At 65.5% G+C, this 16738-nt stretch carries 16 protein-coding genes; 14 read left to right on the top strand and 2 right to left on the bottom strand.

Translation table 11 applies throughout. The annotated features are described in order from the left end of the window. Nucleotides 1–80 precede the first annotated feature (80 nt). Nucleotides 81–557 carry a preQ(1) synthase gene (gene queF / locus ACQR1H_RS13905; RefSeq protein ID WP_434907687.1) on the bottom strand — a complete coding sequence of 159 codons (477 nt, stop codon included), beginning with the start codon at nt 555–557 and terminating at the stop codon, nt 81–83. Between the two features lie 210 nt (nt 558–767). Here queF and eno point away from each other — a divergent pair, with 210 nt between their 5' ends. The 8 genes from eno to ACQR1H_RS13865 all read left to right on the top strand — a co-directional run bounded on the left by eno (nt 768) and on the right by ACQR1H_RS13865 (nt 8486). Continuing rightward, on the top strand, nt 768–2051 hold the full coding sequence (gene eno / locus ACQR1H_RS13900) for a phosphopyruvate hydratase (protein WP_434907686.1): 1284 nt from the start codon (nt 768–770) through the stop codon (nt 2049–2051). Between the two features lie 32 nt (nt 2052–2083). After that, nucleotides 2084–3223 carry a zinc-binding dehydrogenase gene (locus ACQR1H_RS13895; RefSeq protein ID WP_434907685.1) on the top strand — a complete coding sequence of 380 codons (1140 nt, stop codon included), beginning with the start codon at nt 2084–2086 and terminating at the stop codon, nt 3221–3223. Between the two features lie 120 nt (nt 3224–3343). Beyond that, on the top strand, nt 3344–4339 hold the full coding sequence (locus ACQR1H_RS13890) for an MBL fold metallo-hydrolase (RefSeq protein WP_434907684.1): 996 nt from the start codon (nt 3344–3346) through the stop codon (nt 4337–4339). A 216-nt stretch (nt 4340–4555) separates the two neighbouring features. Then, the gene (locus tag ACQR1H_RS13885; RefSeq protein WP_434907683.1) at nt 4556–5725 is read left to right on the top strand and encodes a serine hydrolase domain-containing protein; all 1170 of its coding nucleotides are present in this window, start codon (nt 4556–4558) and stop codon (nt 5723–5725) included. A 144-nt stretch (nt 5726–5869) separates the two neighbouring features. Further along, entirely contained in the window at nt 5870–6427 is a 558-nt protein-coding gene (locus ACQR1H_RS13880; protein WP_434907682.1) for an NADPH-dependent FMN reductase, read from the top strand. A 134-nt stretch (nt 6428–6561) separates the two neighbouring features. After that, the gene (locus ACQR1H_RS13875) at nt 6562–7353 is read left to right on the top strand and encodes an aldolase (protein ID WP_315799778.1); all 792 of its coding nucleotides are present in this window, start codon (nt 6562–6564) and stop codon (nt 7351–7353) included. Nucleotides 7354–7379: 26 nt separating this feature from the next. Further along, nucleotides 7380–8090 (top strand): GNAT family N-acetyltransferase, encoded by a 711-nt coding sequence (locus ACQR1H_RS13870; RefSeq protein WP_434907681.1) that lies wholly within the window; start codon nt 7380–7382, stop codon nt 8088–8090. A 78-nt stretch (nt 8091–8168) separates the two neighbouring features. Next, entirely contained in the window at nt 8169–8486 is a 318-nt protein-coding gene (locus ACQR1H_RS13865; RefSeq protein ID WP_315711657.1) for an FtsB family cell division protein, read from the top strand. A 134-nt stretch (nt 8487–8620) separates the two neighbouring features. Here the strand turns inward: ACQR1H_RS13865 and ACQR1H_RS13860 are convergent, their stop codons facing one another. Then, nucleotides 8621–10300, bottom strand: coding sequence for a methyl-accepting chemotaxis protein (locus ACQR1H_RS13860; protein ID WP_316178498.1), 1680 nt, complete (start codon nt 10298–10300; stop codon nt 8621–8623). A gap of 479 nt (nt 10301–10779) precedes the next feature. Here ACQR1H_RS13860 and pdhA point away from each other — a divergent pair, with 479 nt between their 5' ends. From pdhA to lpdA, 6 genes are read left to right on the top strand one after another with little or no spacing between them, the layout of a single operon-like run. Then, nucleotides 10780–11802: a pyruvate dehydrogenase (acetyl-transferring) E1 component subunit alpha gene (gene pdhA / locus ACQR1H_RS13855; RefSeq protein WP_316178501.1), complete on the top strand. Its 1023-nt coding sequence runs from the start codon at nt 10780–10782 to the stop codon at nt 11800–11802. Between the two features lie 30 nt (nt 11803–11832). Beyond that, nucleotides 11833–13230: a pyruvate dehydrogenase complex E1 component subunit beta gene (locus tag ACQR1H_RS13850; RefSeq protein ID WP_434907680.1), complete on the top strand. Its 1398-nt coding sequence runs from the start codon at nt 11833–11835 to the stop codon at nt 13228–13230. Nucleotides 13231–13243: 13 nt separating this feature from the next. Next, nucleotides 13244–13549: a DUF5076 domain-containing protein gene (locus ACQR1H_RS13845; protein ID WP_015666657.1), complete on the top strand. Its 306-nt coding sequence runs from the start codon at nt 13244–13246 to the stop codon at nt 13547–13549. A gap of 2 nt (nt 13550–13551) precedes the next feature. After that, nucleotides 13552–14916 (top strand): pyruvate dehydrogenase complex dihydrolipoamide acetyltransferase, encoded by a 1365-nt coding sequence (locus ACQR1H_RS13840; RefSeq protein WP_434907679.1) that lies wholly within the window; start codon nt 13552–13554, stop codon nt 14914–14916. Between the two features lie 39 nt (nt 14917–14955). Next, a complete protein-coding gene (locus tag ACQR1H_RS13835; RefSeq protein WP_315799785.1) occupies nt 14956–15195 on the top strand; it encodes a hypothetical protein in 240 nt (79 codons plus the stop codon). A 32-nt stretch (nt 15196–15227) separates the two neighbouring features. Beyond that, on the top strand, nt 15228–16649 hold the full coding sequence (gene lpdA / locus ACQR1H_RS13830; RefSeq protein WP_434907678.1) for a dihydrolipoyl dehydrogenase: 1422 nt from the start codon (nt 15228–15230) through the stop codon (nt 16647–16649). The last annotated feature ends 89 nt before the right edge of the window (nt 16650–16738 follow it).

Raw genomic sequence — 16738 nt, 5'->3', positions numbered from 1 at the left:
TACGTTACAACGGCCTTCATTCCGAGACCTGAGCCTGCGGCCTTGCCTCGCAATGACGATGGTGGCCAAGCATTCGCCCGTCACCCCCGCCCGCGATACGGCGCGACGCCCTGGTCGGGCACCCACAGGCCCTTCGGCAGCTTGCCGGTCTGCCAGAACACGTCGATCGGGATGCCGCCGCGGGGGTACCAGTAGCCGCCGATGCGCAGCCATTTCGGCTTGAGCTCGTTGGCCAGGCGCTTGCCGATGGCGACCGTGCAGTCCTCGTGGAAGGCGCCATGGTTGCGGAAGCTCGCGAGATAGAGCTTGAGCGACTTGGATTCGACCAGCCACGGGCCGGGCGCATAGTCGATCACGAGATGGGCGAAGTCCGGCTGGCCCGTCACCGGACACAGCGACGTGAACTCCGGCACCGTGAAGCGGGCCAGATAATCCGTATCCTTCTGCGGATTGGGCACGCGGTCGAGCCGGGCCGCCTCGGGGCTCTCGGGCCACGCCACCTCGCGGCCCAGTTGCAGGCCTGCTGATGTCTCGGATTTGCCGGGTCTTTTCGCCATGTCTCGCGTCACGGGTGGGAGGAGGCGCCCTCTTACCCAATCGGGGCGCCGGCGTCATCCGCTTCCTGATCCCTCGGCGACCTCACGTCAGCGCGACCTGATGTCAGCAAGACTCGATTTCAGCAACACTTGGCCTTTTCGCCCTCCTGCCCTTGCGGTAGAAGCGGCGCAGCAAAACTCGTCCACCAGAAAAGCCCGTAAGAGGACCTCATGACCGCCATCGTCGACATCATCGGCCGCGAAATCCTGGACAGCCGCGGTAATCCCACGGTCGAGGTCGACGTCGTGCTGGAGGACGGCTCGGTCGGCCGCGCCGCGGTTCCGTCGGGCGCCTCCACCGGCGCCCATGAGGCGGTCGAACTGCGCGACGGCGACAAGCATCGCTATCTCGGCAAGGGCGTCCAGAAGGCGGTCGAGGCCATCAACGACGAGATCTACGAGGCACTCAGCGACATGTCGGCGCAGGATCAGGTCCAGATCGACCAGATCCTGATCGAGCTCGATGGCACCGAGAACAAGAGCCGGCTCGGCGCCAACGCCATCCTCGGCGTCTCGCTCGCCTGCGCCAAGGCGGCGGCGATCTCCTACGACATGCCGCTGTATCGCTATGTCGGCGGCACCTCGGCGCGCACTTTGCCGGTGCCGATGATGAACATCGTCAATGGCGGCGTCCACGCCGACAATCCGATCGACTTCCAGGAATTCATGATCATGCCGGTGGGCGCGCCGACCTTTGCGGAGGCGCTGCGCTGCGGCTCGGAGATCTTCCATACGCTGAAGGCCGAGCTGAAGAAGGCCGGTCACAACACCAATGTCGGCGACGAGGGTGGCTTCGCGCCGAACCTGCCGTCGGCGGATGCCGCGCTCGACTTCGTCATGGCCGCGATCGGCAAGGCCGGCTACACCGCGGGCGAGGACGTCATGCTGGCGCTCGACTGCGCCGCGACCGAGTTCTTCAAGGACGGCAAGTACGTCTACGAGGGCGAGAACAAGTCGCGCTCGCGCTCGGAGCAGGCCAAATATCTCGCCGACCTCGTCGCGCGCTATCCGATCGCCTCGATCGAGGACGGCATGTCGGAGGACGACATGGACGGCTGGAAGGAGCTGACCGACCTGATCGGCCACAAGTGCCAGCTCGTCGGCGACGACCTGTTCGTGACCAACGTGAACCGTCTGGAGGACGGCATCCGTAACGGCCGCGCCAACTCGATCCTGATCAAGGTCAACCAGATCGGCACGCTGACCGAGACGCTCGCCGCGGTCGAGATGGCCTACAAGGCCGGCTACACCGCCGTGATGTCGCACCGCTCCGGCGAGACTGAGGATTCCACCATCGCCGATCTCGCGGTCGCCACCAATTGCGGGCAGATCAAGACCGGCTCGCTGGCGCGCGCCGACCGCACCGCCAAGTACAACCAGCTGCTGCGGATCGAGCAGGAGCTCGACGCGCAGGCCAAATATGCGGGCAGGGCGGCGCTGAAGGCGCTGGCCTGATCCGGAACGCAACACGGAAGAGGGAGGCGCGCATGGGTGTCGAGGCAGGCCTGCAACTGCGGACGCTGATCAAGCGCAGCGGTGAGCTCGAGCTCTCGCTGGTCGACGTGCCGACCCCCGAGCCGGGCCCGGACGAGGTCGTGGTGCGGATCGAGGCGGCGCCGATCAACCCGTCCGATCTCGGCCTGCTCGTTGGCGCTGCCGACCTCACGACCATGCAGGCGTCCGGCACCAAGGACCGCCCGGTCATCATCGCGAAGGTGCCGGAAACCGGGATGCGGGCGATGGCCGCCCGGGTCGACGAGTCCATGCCTGTTGGCAACGAGGGGGCTGGCGTCGTGGTCAAGACCGGATCCTCCGACGCCGCCAAGGCGCTGATGGGCCGCACGGTCGCGGCGATCGGCGGGGCGATGTACAGCCAGTATCGCTGCCTGAAGCTCTCCGAATGCCTGCCGCTGCCGGCGGGCACCACGCCCGCCGAGGGTGCGTCCTGCTTCGTCAATCCGCTGACCTCGCTCGGCATGACCGAGACGATGCGGCGCGAGGGCCATACCGCGCTGGTGCATACAGCGGCCGCGTCCAATCTCGGGCAGATGCTGAACAAGATCTGCCTCAAGGACGGCATCGCGCTCGTCAACATCGTGCGCAGTGCGGCGCAGGCCGAGATCCTGCGCGGCCTCGGCGCCAAGCACGTCGTGGATTCGACCTCGCCCACCTTCATGGACGAACTGATCGCGGCACTGGTCGAGACCGGCGCGACCATCGCCTTCGATGCGATCGGCGGCGGCAAGCTCGCCGGCCAGATCCTCAACGCGATGGAAGCCGCGATCAACAAGTCCGGCAAGCACCCGTACAGCCGATACGGCTCGAACGTACACAAGCAGATCTACATCTACGGCAGCCTCGACGTCAGGCCGACCGAGATCACGCGCGGCTTCGGCATGACCTGGAGCGTGGGCGGCTGGCTGCTGTTTCCATTCCTGATGAAGATCGGCAAGGCGGATACCGAGCGGCTGCGCCAGCGCGTCGTCGACGAGCTGAAGACGACCTTTGCGAGCCACTACACCAAGGTCGTTTCCTTGTCCGAGGCGCTCGATCCGGCCAACCTCGCCGTGTACGCCAAACGGGCCACCGGCGAAAAATTCCTCATCGACCCCAACAAAGATAAGTGACCTAACGTCGCTCCTCGGACGTTGCTGACGGGCTTGCGTTTGGCCCGCATGCGGAGACAATCCGCCCCGTTTGTCTGGGGGGCGGCGTCAGCCGCATGAAGCACTGAGGAGAGATTTGTCATGACCCGATTGGATCGCCGTCGATTTCTGGCCGGTGCGGCCCTCGCCGGAGCTGCAACCGCCTTGCCGCCGCTGGCCGGACAGGCACGCGCGGCGGTTGCGCCCGCCGGCGCGCAGGCCCCCGGCTTCTATCGCTACAAGGTCGGCGACTACGAATGCACCTCCGTCAATGACGGCGCGCGCACCTTCCCGATGCCCGACACGTTCGTCGTCAACACCTCCAAGGACGAAGCGCTGGCGGCAGCGGATGCGGCCTACATGCCCAAGGGCATGATCACGATCCCCTTCAATCCGCAGCTGATCAACACCGGCTCCAAGCTGGTCCTGATCGACACCGGCAATGGGGCCGGGGCCTTCGAGGCCAGCAAGGGCGCGGTCGGCCGCACGCTGCAGAACCTCGCTGCCGCCGGCGTCGATCCGAAGAGCATCGACGTCGTCGTGCTTTCCCACATGCATGGCGACCACATCAACGGCCTCAAGCTCGCGGACGGCTCGCTGGCATTTCCGAACGCCGAGCTGAAGGTGCCGGCCAAGGAGTGGGCGTTCTGGAATAGCGACGAGAACGCCGCCAAGGCGCAGACCGACTTGATGAAGGGCAACTTCGCCAACTTCAAGAAGGTGTTCGGCGGGCTTGAAAGCAAGGTCACGCAGTACGAGTGGGACAAGGAGGTCGCACCCGGCATCACCGCGCTCGGCACGCCCGGTCACACGCCGGGACACACCTCGTTCGCGGTCGCTTCCGGCAATGCCAGGGTCCTGATCCAGGCCGACGTCACCAACGTCCCCGAACTGTTCCTGCGCAATCCGGATTGGCACGTGATGTTCGACACCGATGCCGCGATGGCGCAGGAGACGCGGCACAAGTTCTACGACATGGCCGCCGCCGAGAAGGCCAAGGTGATCGGCTTCCACTTCTCGTTCCCCTCCGTGGGCTATGTCGAGAAGGACGGCGCCAAGTACCGGCTGATTCCGGCGCCGTGGAATCCGGTGATCTGATCTCCTCCTCGTCATTGCGAGCGAAGCGAAGCAATCCAGGAGCTCGGTCGGGACTCTGGATTGCTTCGTCGCTTCGCTCTTCGCAATGACGGGGATGGAGTGTGCCAGGCCGTCTTTCGATGCGGCCTGCTTGTTTTGCATATGCGAAATGCCGGGCTTCCCGCCGCTCCGGCGAACGCCTATGTCAGGCGTTCCCGGGACTCCGCAGGGCCTTGCATGTCGATCGACCTCTCTCCCACCACCGCCGATCTCTCCAACTGGCGCAACGCGCCGTTCAGCCGCTGGGCCTTTCACAACATCCGCGCGATCCTGCCGGTCGCCGACGTCGAGAGCGCGCCCGGCAGCGCCTGGCCGCTGCCGGCGAGCCCGGTTGCGTTCGAGGATTTCAGCGTGCGGCTGCCCAAGGGCGGCACGCTCGATCTCGACGGTTTCCTGAAGGCGACGGCGACCGACGGGCTCCTGATCCTGCAGGACGGCCGCATCGTCTTCGAGCACTATGACGGCGGCACCGACCGCGACACGCCGCACATCCTGATGTCGGCGACCAAGTCGATCACCGGCCTCATGGTCGGCATCCTGTCCGGTCGCGGCGAGATCGACATCGACGCCGAGGTCACGCGCTATGTGCCGGAAGTGGCCGCCACGGCCTATCGCGGCGCCACGATCCGGCAGCTTCTCGACATGCGCGCCGGCGTCGTGTTCGATGGCGCCGGCTTGCAGGCCTATGCCGATGCCAGCGGCTGGGAGCCGGTCGCGCCGGGCACCACGCCGAACCTGCACGATTTCTTCGCGACGATGCGCGCCCAGTCGGCGCCGCATGGCGGCACCTTCAGCTACGTCTCCTCCAACACCGATCTGCTGGGCTGGGCGATCGAGCGCGCCACCGGCCGCAGTTTCGCAAGCCTCGTCGGCAGCCTGCTGTGGAAGCCGATGGGGGCCAGCGGCGAGGCCTTCATCACCCTCGATCGCAAGGGCGCGCCGCGCTGCACCGGCGGCTTCTGCGCCACCTTGCGCGATTTCGCGCGCCTTGGGCAGCTCGTGCTGTCAGGCGGGCGGCGCGGCTCGCACGCGATCATCCCCGAGGCCTGGCTCGACGACATCAGGCACAATGGCGACATCAAGGCCTGGCGCGACGGTCAGTGGCGCGACAGTTTTGCCGCGATCAGCCGCAACATGCACTATCGCAGCGGCTGGTACGTCATCAACGATCAGCCGCAGCTGATGTTCGCGATGGGCATTCACGGCCAGAACCTGTTCGTCGATGCCGCCAACGGCATCGTGATCGCCAAGCTGTCGAGCTGGGCTCAGCCGGTCGACGGGCAGGCGATCTGGCTGACGCATCAGGCGGTGGCTGAATTTGCCCGCAGCCTCAAAGCCACGGCTTGAGCTCGCCGCGGCGAAGGTCTGGAACATGGGAGCCCCTGTCGCGATGAAACGCTGAGTTTCGCGACACGCTGTTTTCATGCACTAGCATGGTCTTGCCCATGTGTCTTAAGTGCACCTCTCACGTTCCCCTGCAAAGGATGCCCTATGCCTGCTCCGTACGCCATCGTCGCCCTCGTCGGCAGTCTCCGCAAGGAGAGCTTCACCCTGAAGATCGCCAATGCGCTCGCCAAGCTGGCGCCGGCCAGCCTGAAGATCGACGTCACCTCGCTCAACGGCCTGTCGTTCTTCAACCAGGATCTCGAAACCAATCCGCCGGCCGACTGGCTCGTCCTGCGCGACAAGCTGAAGGCCTCGAACGGCGTGCTGATCCTCACGCCCGAATACAACCGCTCGATTCCCGGTGTGCTGAAGAACGCGATCGACATCGCCTCGCGCCCCTATGGGCAGAGCTCGTTCCTGGGCAAGCCGGTCGGCCTCATCTCCAATTCGCCGGGCCCGCTCGGCGGCGTGGCGGCGGCCAAGCACCTGCAGAACATCATGCCGGGCATCTCGGGCCCGATCATGGGCCAGCCGGAAATCTACCTGAATGGCGTCGGCGACGCGTTCGATGCCCAGGGTGAGCTGGTCAAGGATTCGCTCAAGACGGTGTTGCAGCAATATCTGGATGCCTTCGCCGCCTTCGTTGCCAAGCAGAACGGCTGACCTTGGTCGTCGCCGTGCGGCGGTCGCCAACTGCATGACGGCTATGATGCGGGCAGGGCGTTGACGCGCCTTGCCCGATCCGTTTCAAGGCCATGCCGGACCAGCGCAAGGATGCGCATTGCCAAGGAAGCATGATGGCCCATTCGTTCACACCCGCGTCGTCGTCGAGGCCCGGCCCGAACCAGCCGGATCTCGACTCGGAGGCCGTCTGGCAGGCGCGGATCGACCTCGCGGCGTGCTTCCGGATGGCGGCGCGGCACGGGCTCGAAGAGGGCATCTGCAACCACTTCTCGGCGCTGGTGCCTGGCTATGACGACCTCTTCATCGTCAATCCCTACGGCTATGCCTTTCGTGAGCTGACGGCCTCGAAGCTGCTGGTGTGCGATTTCGACGGCAACGTCATTGCCGGCGATGGCCGCCCGGAAGCGACTGCCTTCTACATCCATGCCCGCATCCACAAGGCGTTGCCGCGGGCCAAGGTCGCGTTCCACACCCACATGCCCTACGCCACCGCGCTGTCGATGACCGAAGGCGACCCGCTGATCTTCGCCGGGCAGACGGCGCTGAAATTCTACGGACGAACCGCGGTCGACGCGAACTACAATGGGCTGGCGCTCGACGCGCGGGAGGGCGACCGCATCGCCGGGGCTGTCGGCAACGCCGACATCGTCTTCATGAAGCATCACGGCGTCATGGTGCTGGCGCCGACCATCGCTGAAGCCTGGGACGATCTCTATTATCTCGAGCGCGCCTGCCAGGTGCAGTGCCTGGCGCTGTCGACCGGCCGCAAGGTCACCGCCGTCGCGCCGGCAATCGCGGAAGCCGCCTCTCGCCAGATGCGCGAAGGAGATGCGGAATCGGCTCGGTTGCACCTCGAGGCCGTCAAACGCATGCTCGACCTCGAGGAGCCGGTCTACCGGAGCTGAGGACTGATCGTCTGGAGGCTGGTGCGATGTCCAGATTGGAGCTTTCTGCCGAGCAGCGCGCAGCGCTGGATCGTCCCGTCTGGTCAGCCCTGACCACCGGGCACCGGGCGCTTGCCGAGGGCGCCGCGCATGCCCGTCGCTATCCTGCGGCGATTGCACCATTTGCCGCCATGTCGGACGACAGCGATGCCGCATGGTCGGAGCTCGCCGACTTCGCCAAGAAGGACGTGGTTGCGATCGTGACTCCCGCTCCTCCGGGCGACCTGCACGGCCTTGCCGCCTGGTTCAGCGCCTGCGTCCGCCAGATGGTTGCGGTCGAGGCCGAGGCCCCTGTTGGGGATGCCGTGATCGAAACGCTCGACCAGCGTGACATTCAGGCGATGCTGGAGCTGACGGCGCTGACCAAGCCGGGCCCGTTCCTGGCCAGGACCCACGAGCTGGGCCGCTATATCGGCATTCGCGACGGGGAGCGCCTGGCCGCGATGGCCGGGGAGCGCATGCGCCTCGACGGGTTCACGGAAATCAGCGCGGTCTGTGTCCATCCGGACTATCGCGGCCGTGGCTATGCCCAGAGGCTCGTAACAGCCCTGATGACGGCCATCAGGGGCAGGGGCGAGACGCCGTTTCTCCACGTCATAGAGGACAATCATGCCGCGATCGCGCTGTATGAGCGTCTCGGCTTCGTGTCGCGAGCCACCTTGTGTTTCACGGTGCTTCGGCAATCCGTCAGCCCGTGACCGGTGATGCGACCTTCGTAAAGAAGCCTCGCGGGGCGGATTAGCAGATCCTTAACCAAGGCGCCCCATCTTCCGGCCATGGTCTCCCGCGCGCGGCTCAAATCGTTCCTGACCGGGCTCGCCCTCTACACGATGGCGGCCGCCATCATCGGCTATTTCGGCATCAACGCCTATACCGGCCGCTACGGCCTGACCGCGCGCCAGGAGCTCGACCAGGAGATCATTGCGCTGACCTCCGAGCTCGCCCGGCTGAAGCAGGAGCGGGCGGAGGGTGAGAAGCGCGTGTCGCTGCTGCGCTCCGACCGGGTCGATCCCGACATGCTCGATGAGCGCGCCCGCTTCCAGCTCGGCTACGCCAATCCGCGTGATCTGATCCGGATCAACCGGCCAAACTGAGCGAGCCGGTCTCCGCGAGGCATCCGTTGGGAGACTGGCCTCGCGTCTGCGTAACGAACGCGTGCACGACAAGCCCATGACGAGGAAGACCCGCGCTGCGCGCGGGCCTTCGACGATCGCTGATGCGCTGCTCTTTATGCGGCCCGCACGGTGGCGAGGAACCTGTGGACCTCGGCCTTCAGGCGGTTGCTGTCCTGGGACAGTGACTGCACAGCGTTGAGCACCTGGGACGAAGCCGTTCCTGTCTCGGTTGCTTCGCGCTGGACGTCGGCAACATTCGCGGAAACCTCTTTCGTGCCGCTGGCGGCTTGCTGGATGTTGCGCGAGATTTCCTGGGTTGCGGCGCCCTGTTCTTCGACAGCGGCTGCGATGGTGGCGGCGATTTCCGACATCCGGCCGATCGTGTCGCCGATTTCCTTGATGGCGGTGACCGAATGCTGGGTGGCGGTCTGGATGGCGCCGATCTGCTGGCTGATCTCTCCGGTCGCCTTGGCGGTCTGCTCGGCGAGCGCCTTGACCTCCGAGGCGACAACGGCGAAGCCGCGGCCGGCTTCACCCGCCCGCGCCGCCTCGATGGTGGCGTTCAAGGCCAGCAGGTTGGTCTGGCCGGCGATGGTGTTGATGAGCTCCACCACGTCGCCGATGCGAGCCGCCGCTTGCGACAATTCGCCCACGCGTTCATTGGTCTTGCGGGCCTGCTCGACGGCTTCACTGGCGATCGCCGAAGACTGCTGCACCTGCCGGCTGATCTCGTTCACGGAGGAGGACATTTCCTCGGTGGCGGCGGCGACCGACTGGACGTTGTTGGAGGCGGCGCCTGAGGCGCCGGCTACGACGGTGGCGAGACCCTTCGAGCGTTCGGCAGTCGCGCTGAGCGACTGGGCCGATGACTCCAGATCGGTCGCTGCCGACGACACGGTCTCGATGATCTGGCCGACCGCTGTCTCGAAATCGTTCGCAAGGCGCATCGTATCGATCTTGCGCTGCTCGGCCTGGCGCGCCTCCAGCTCGTTCTGCTCGGCTTCGAGCCGCTGGCGGGCGACGGCATTGACCTTGAACACCTCGACGGCACGGGCCATCTCGCCGACCTCGTCGCGCCGTTCCGAGCTCGGTATCTGCACAGCGAGATTCCCGTTCGCAAGCTCGGTCATCGTCCGGGTGATCGCTTGCAGCGGCCGGACCAGGCCGCGCGCGATCATCAGGGTCGCAACGCACAGCAGGGCGATCAATCCGACGGCCCACATCAGCGTCACCTTGACGGAGGCGTAGAACGCCTCGTCGAGATCGTCGACATACACGCCCGTGCCGACGACCCAGTTCCACGGATCGGCCTTCAAGGTGTAGCCGAGCTTCGCCACCGGGACGCTGCTGCCGGCGCGCGCGAACATATAGCTGACGAAGCCGCCACCAGGCTGGGTCGAAGCCGCGATCAACTCGCGTACGAAAGGCAGACCGTTGGCGTCCTTCTCGTTGAGCAGGCCCTTGCCCTCCCAATCCGGCTTCGGGCCAAGCACGAGGTTCACGCCGTCCGGCTGGTAGACGAAGATGTAGTCGTTCTTGCCGAACCGGATGCCGCGGAGCACGGCCTTGGCGCGGTTCTGCGCCTCGTCCGCGGTCAGGGCGCCCTTCGCCGCCGCATCGGCAAAGCCCTTAACGATCGACACGGCAGATTGCACCTGTCCGACGACCGCGGCCTTACGCTCTTCGACCAGGGCTGTGCGGGTGGCCAGCAGCTGGCTGACGACGGCGACGATACAGACGCCGATGGATAACGCGACCAGAACCGCAAAGCGGCGAGGGATGGTGAGAACCATGTTCGTTCCTGTCAGGGGGCCGAGGCAGCCGGACAGTTCAGGCAGCCAGGGATTTCCGTTGAGTTATTTGATTTCGTTGATGAATTCGGAAAAATTGTGCATTGCGGAAGGTTTAGAATTGATTGATTCGAAGGCCCGTAGAAACACGGAGACTCTCTGCCGCTGCTCGGTCGGAATATCCGTTATGCCGATGTTCGATATGTCGGGTTTTTTGGTCGCCGATGGCGTCGTCGAGATCCACCGATGAGGGTGTCGCGGAGGGCGTCGTCGGCTTGGCCTGACGCGTCCCATCCACTGAGATGACTGCTCTTTTTTGTAGCGGCCTGCGGTCGGATTCCAAAAATGGTGGAATTGTATTTGCAATATTTCGTGTGCATTGCAGTGCGGCACGCCAAAGCCTTCGGACGTGCCACGCGGTCCTTTTACGTCTCCTGGAGTTGAGCTAGAGAGAGCTACTTTTTCTCTCATCCGGAATTGCCATGGCCGCACCGAAGAAGACCGCCGCAAAGGAACAAGGGCAGGACAGAGATAACGGCCCGCCGCCGGAATTCACCAGAGAACAGGAATTGGCTGCGCTGCGCGACATGCTGCTGATCCGCCGCTTTGAGGAAAAGGCGGGTCAGCTCTATGGCATGGGTGCGATCGGCGGCTTCTGCCATCTTTACATCGGCCAGGAAGCGGTCGTCGTCGGCATGCAGATGGCGCTGAAGCCGGGCGACCAGGTCATCACCGGCTATCGCGATCACGGCCACATGCTGGCCACCGGCATGGATGCCAAGGGCGTCATGGCCGAGCTCACGGGACGCCGCGGCGGCTATTCCAAGGGCAAGGGCGGCTCCATGCACATGTTCAGCGTGGAGAAGAACTTCTTCGGCGGCCACGGCATCGTCGGCGCCCAGGTCTCGCTCGGCACCGGCCTTGCGCTCGCCAACCGCTACCGCGGCAACGACTCGGTCAGCGTCGCCTATTTCGGCGACGGCGCGGCCAACCAGGGGCAGGTCTATGAGAGCTTCAACATGGCGGAGCTCTGGAAGCTGCCGGTGATCTACGTCATCGAGAACAACCGCTATGCCATGGGTACGGCGGTGTCGCGCGCCTCGGCGCAGACCGACTTCTCCAAGCGCGGCATCTCCTTCAACATCCCGGGCGAGCAGGTCGACGGCATGGACGTCCGCGCGGTGAAGGCCGCCGGCGAGAAGGCGGTCGCGTGGTGCCGCGAGGGCAAGGGTCCGTATATCCTGGAAATGCAGACCTACCGCTATCGCGGCCACTCGATGTCGGACCCGGCCAAGTACCGTACCCGCGAGGAGGTGGAGAAGGTCCGTCACGACCAGGATCCGATCGAGCAGGTGCGCAACCGCCTGCTGGCGGCCAAGGTCAGCGAGCAGGATCTCAAGACGATCGATGCCGATGTGCGCAAGATCGTCAACGAGGCCGCCGATTTCGCGCAAGCCGATCCCGAGCCCGATGTCGCCGAGCTCTACACCGACGTTTATCGCTGAGCGCGCGCAAGCTGTTTCTCTGGAGCTGATATGCCTATTCAAGTTTTGATGCCTGCGCTGTCGCCCACGATGGAAAAGGGCAATCTCGCCAAATGGCTGAAGAAGGAAGGCGAGGCGATCAAGTCGGGTGACGTGATCGCCGAGATCGAGACCGACAAGGCCACGATGGAGGTCGAGGCGACCGACGAGGGCACGCTCGGCAAGATCCTGATCCCCGAAGGCACTGCCGACGTCGCGGTCAATACGCCGATTGCGACCATCCTCGCCGACGGCGAGACCGCCGCCGATCTCGGCAAGGCGGCAGCGCCTGCAGCCGAGATGAAGGCCGCGCAGTCGGCGCCGCCGGCCGAGCCGGCTGCTTCGGTGTCGGCATCGCCTGCGCCGACCGGCGTGGCTGCGCCGCAGAGCGTGGCCGAGCCCGATCCCGAGGTGCCCGCGGGCACCGAGATGGTGACGCAAACCATCCGCGAGGCGCTGCGCGACGCGATGGCCGAGGAGATGCGCCGCGACGGCGACGTCTTCATCATGGGCGAGGAGGTCGCCGAGTATCAGGGCGCCTACAAGGTCACCCAGGGCCTGCTGCAGGAGTTCGGCGCCCGCCGCGTGATGGACACGCCGATCACCGAGCACGGTTTCGCCGGCATCGGCGTCGGTGCCGCGATGGCCGGCCTGAAGCCGATCGTCGAGTTCATGACCTTCAACTTCGCCATGCAGGCGATGGACCAGATCATCAACTCCGCGGCCAAGACCTTGTACATGTCCGGCGGCCAGATGGGTTGCTCGATCGTATTCCGCGGTCCGAACGGCGCTGCCGCCCGCGTTGCCGCGCAGCACAGCCAGGACTACTCGTCCTGGTACTCGCACATCCCGGGCCTCAAGGTGATCGCGCCGTATTCCGCCGCGGACGCCAAGGGCCTGTTGAAGGCCGCAATCCGCGATCCCAATCCGGTGATCTTTCTCGAGAACGAGGTGCTCTACGGTCACTCCGGCGAGGTGCCCAAGCTCGACGACTACGTGATCCCGATCGGCAAGGCGCGCATCGCCCGTAGCGGCAAGGACGTCACCATCATCTCGTGGTCGAACGGCATGACCTACGCGCTGAAGGCCGCCGATGAGCTCGCCAGGGAGGGCATCGAGGCCGAGGTGATCGACCTGCGCACCTTGCGTCCGATGGACACCGAGACCATCGTCGCCTCGGTCAAGAAGACCGGCCGTGCGGTGACGGTGGAAGAAGGCTGGGCGCAGAGCGGCGTCGGCGCCGAGATCGCCGCGCGCATCATGGAGCACGCCTTCGACTATCTCGATGCGCCGGTGACGCGCGTATCCGGCAAGGACGTGCCGATGCCTTACGCGGCGAACCTCGAGAAGCTCGCGCTGCCCTCGGCGGCGGAGGTCGTGCAGGCCGCCAAGTCCGTCTGCTACCGCTAAGGGACATCCCAACATGGCCGGACCCAAGGAGCAGCCGCTGCCGCCCGACGTCATCGGCCGCGAGGACGCCACCGAAGTGTTGCGCGCCTTCGTGCTCGATGGCGGGCTCTCGATCGCATTCCAGCGCGCCTTCGAGGAGCCCGACGTGTGGGGGCTGCTCCTGGTCGACGTCGCCCGACATGCTGCGCGCGCCTATGCGCGCGAGAGCGACTATTCCGAAGACGAGGCGCTGCAGCGCATCGTCGAGATGTTCGAAGCCGAGCTGGCTCGGCCGACTGACACGGGCACCACCAGCCCCAGGTCGAAACAAGGTCACTGATCATGCCGATCAACATTCTGATGCCCGCGCTGTCGCCGACGATGGAGAAGGGCAACCTCGCTCGTTGGCTCAAGAAGGAAGGCGACCAGGTCAAGTCCGGCGAGGTCATCGCCGAGATCGAGACCGACAAGGCCACGATGGAAGTCGAGGCGGTCGATGAAGGCACGCTCGCCAAGATCCTGGTGCCCGAAGGCACGCAGGATGTGCCCGTGAACGACGTGATCGCGGTGCTCGCCGGCGAGGGCGAGGACGTCAAGGCAGCCGGCAGCGCGCCGGCTGCCGCCGCTTCCAAGCCCGAGGCGAAGCCGACCGCGTCGGCGGCTCCGCCCGCTGCGGCCTCGCCCGCCGCTGCGCCCGCGCCGAAGCCTGCCGCCGCGCCTGCGCCCGCCGCGCCCGCCGCGCCCGCGGCTGCGCCGCAGGTCAACGGCCACGCCCGCGTGTTCTCCTCGCCGCTGGCACGTCGTCTCGCCAAGGATGCCGGCATTGATCTCGGCCGCATCACCGGCACCGGCCCGCACGGCCGCGTCGTCGCGCGCGACGTTGAGGACGCAAAGTCCGGCAAGGGCCTGAAGGCCGCGCCGTCCGCGGCTCCCGCCGCGGCAGGCGCGCCGGCGCTGGCGCCGTCGATGTCGGACAAGCAGATCCTGGCGCTGTTCGAGCCGGGCTCCTACGAGGTCATCCCGCACGACGGCATGCGCCGCACCATCGCGCAGCGCCTGACGGCGTCGGTGCAGAACGTCCCGCACTTCTATCTCACGATCGACTGCGACATCGGCAAGCTCCTGGCCGCGCGCGAGGAGATCAATGCGGCCGCGCCGAAGGACAAGGAGAAGAAGCCGCTCTACAAGCTGTCGGTCAACGACTTCGTCATCAAGGCGATGGCGGTGGCGCTGCAGAAGATTCCGAACTGCAACGTGAGCTGGACCGAAGGCGGCATGGTCAAGCACAAGCATTCGGACGTCGGCGTCGCGGTGGCGATGCCGGGCGGACTGATCACGCCGATCATCCGCAAGGCCGAGACCAAGACGCTGTCGGCGATCTCGGGCGAGATGAAGGACTTCGCCGCGCGCGCCCGCTCGCGCAAGCTGAAGCCGGAGGAATATCAGGGCGGCACCACGGCCGTGTCCAACCTTGGCATGTACGGCATCAACCACTTCACCGCCGTGATCAATCCGCCGCATGCGACCATCCTCGCGGTTGGCACCTCGGAAGAACGCCCCGTGGTGCGCAACGGCAAGATCGAGATCGCCAGCATGATGAGCGTGACCCTGTCGTGCGATCACCGCGCCATCGACGGCGCGCTCGGCGCCGAGCTGATCGGCGCGTTCAAGCAGCTGATCGAGAATCCCGTGATGATGATGGTGTGACGTTGCGTTCCGGAGCGGGATGGCAGACGGGGCCAGCGCATGCGCATCAGAACGCGGTGGCCCTGGATCACGGCACTGGTGAGCGCCGCGTTGTTTGCCAACCCGCTCGGGATCGACGTCATCCATTCTGCTTTCTACTCCGGCGAGGCGCTGTCGCGCGGCATCTGGGCGCCGATCGTGCTTGCCGGATTTGCGATCTGCGCCGTGCTGGTGCTGCTGGAGGCAATAGTTCGAGCCTTGATCTGGCGACGTTCCGTCGGCAGCACCACGACCATCTGATTTCCAACTGCTTCAGTTGAATGGGAGCCGTAATGGCCGACACATCCTTCGACGTCATCATCATCGGCTCCGGCCCGGGCGGCTACGTCACCGCGATCCGTGCCGCGCAGCTCGGCTTCAAGACCGCGATCATCGAGAAATCCTACCTCGGCGGCATCTGCCTGAACTGGGGCTGCATCCCGACCAAGGCGCTGCTGCGCTCGGCTGAGATCTATCACTACATGCAGCACGCCAAGGAATACGGCCTGTCGGCGGAAAAGATCTCCTACGATCCGAAGGCGGTGGTGCAGCGCTCGCGCGGCGTGTCGAAGCGGCTGAACGACGGCGTCGGCTTCCTGATGAAGAAGAACAAGGTCCAGGTGATTTGGGGCAAGGCTGCGATCGATGCGCCCGGCAAGGTCACCGTGACCAAGTCCGATGTCGAGGCGCCGAAGGGTGCGCTCGGCGAGGGGACCTATCAGGCCAAGCACATCATCGTCGCGACCGGCGCGCGGCCACGCGTGCTGCCGGGCCTCGAGCCGGACAAGAAGCTGGTCTGGACCTATTTCGAGGCGATGGTGCCAGAGAAAATGCCGAAGTCGCTGCTGGTGGTCGGCTCCGGCGCGATCGGCATCGAGTTCGCGTCGTTCTTCCGCACCATGGGCTCCGAGGTCACCGTGGTCGAGGTGCTGCCGCAGATCCTGCCGGTGGAGGACGCCGAGATCGCCGGCATCGCGCGCAAGCAGCTGGAGAAGCAGGGCCTCAAGATCATGACCGGGGCCAAGGTCACCAAGCTCGACAAGAAGAGCGACAGCGTGGTGGCGACGATCGACGACGGCAAGGGCAAGACCGAGTCGGTCGAGTTCGACCGCGTCATCTCGGCGGTCGGCGTGGTCGGCAACATCGAGAATCTCGGGCTGGAGAAGCTCGGCGTGAAGACCGACCGCGGCTGCATCGTCATCGACGGCTACGGCAAGACCAACGTGCCCGGCCTCTACGCGATCGGCGACGTCGCGGGGCCCCCGATGCTCGCGCACAAGGCCGAGCATGAAGGCGTGGTCTGTATCGAGGCGATCAAGGGGCTGCATCCGCACCCGATGGACAAGAACCTGATTCCGGGCTGCACCTATTGCCATCCGCAGGTCGCCTCCGTCGGTCTTACCGAGGCCAAGGCCACGGAGCAGGGCCGCGACGTCAGAGTCGGCCGCTTCCCCTTCGTTGGCAACGGCAAGGCGATCGCGCTCGGCGAGGACCAGGGTCTGGTCAAGGTGATCTTCGACAAGAAGACCGGGCAACTGATCGGTGCCCACATGGTCGGCGCCGAGGTCACCGAGCTGATCCAGGGCTATGTGGTCGCGATGAACCTCGAGACCACCGAGGAAGAGCTGATGCACACGGTGTTCCCGCATCCGACCCTGTCGGAGATGATGAAGGAAGCTGTGCTCGACGCCTACGGCCGCGTGCTGAATATGTAATCCGCTCACCGGCCGTCATGCGCGGGCTTGACCCGCGCATCCATCCCCTTCGAAAATCCTTGCGAAGGGGATGGATTGCCGGGGCAAGC

This window comes from Bradyrhizobium sp. HKCCYLRH2015 (assembly GCF_051168215.1).
Taxonomy (GTDB): domain Bacteria; phylum Pseudomonadota; class Alphaproteobacteria; order Rhizobiales; family Xanthobacteraceae; genus Bradyrhizobium.
This window is presented reverse-complemented; position numbering and strand designations above follow the sequence as displayed.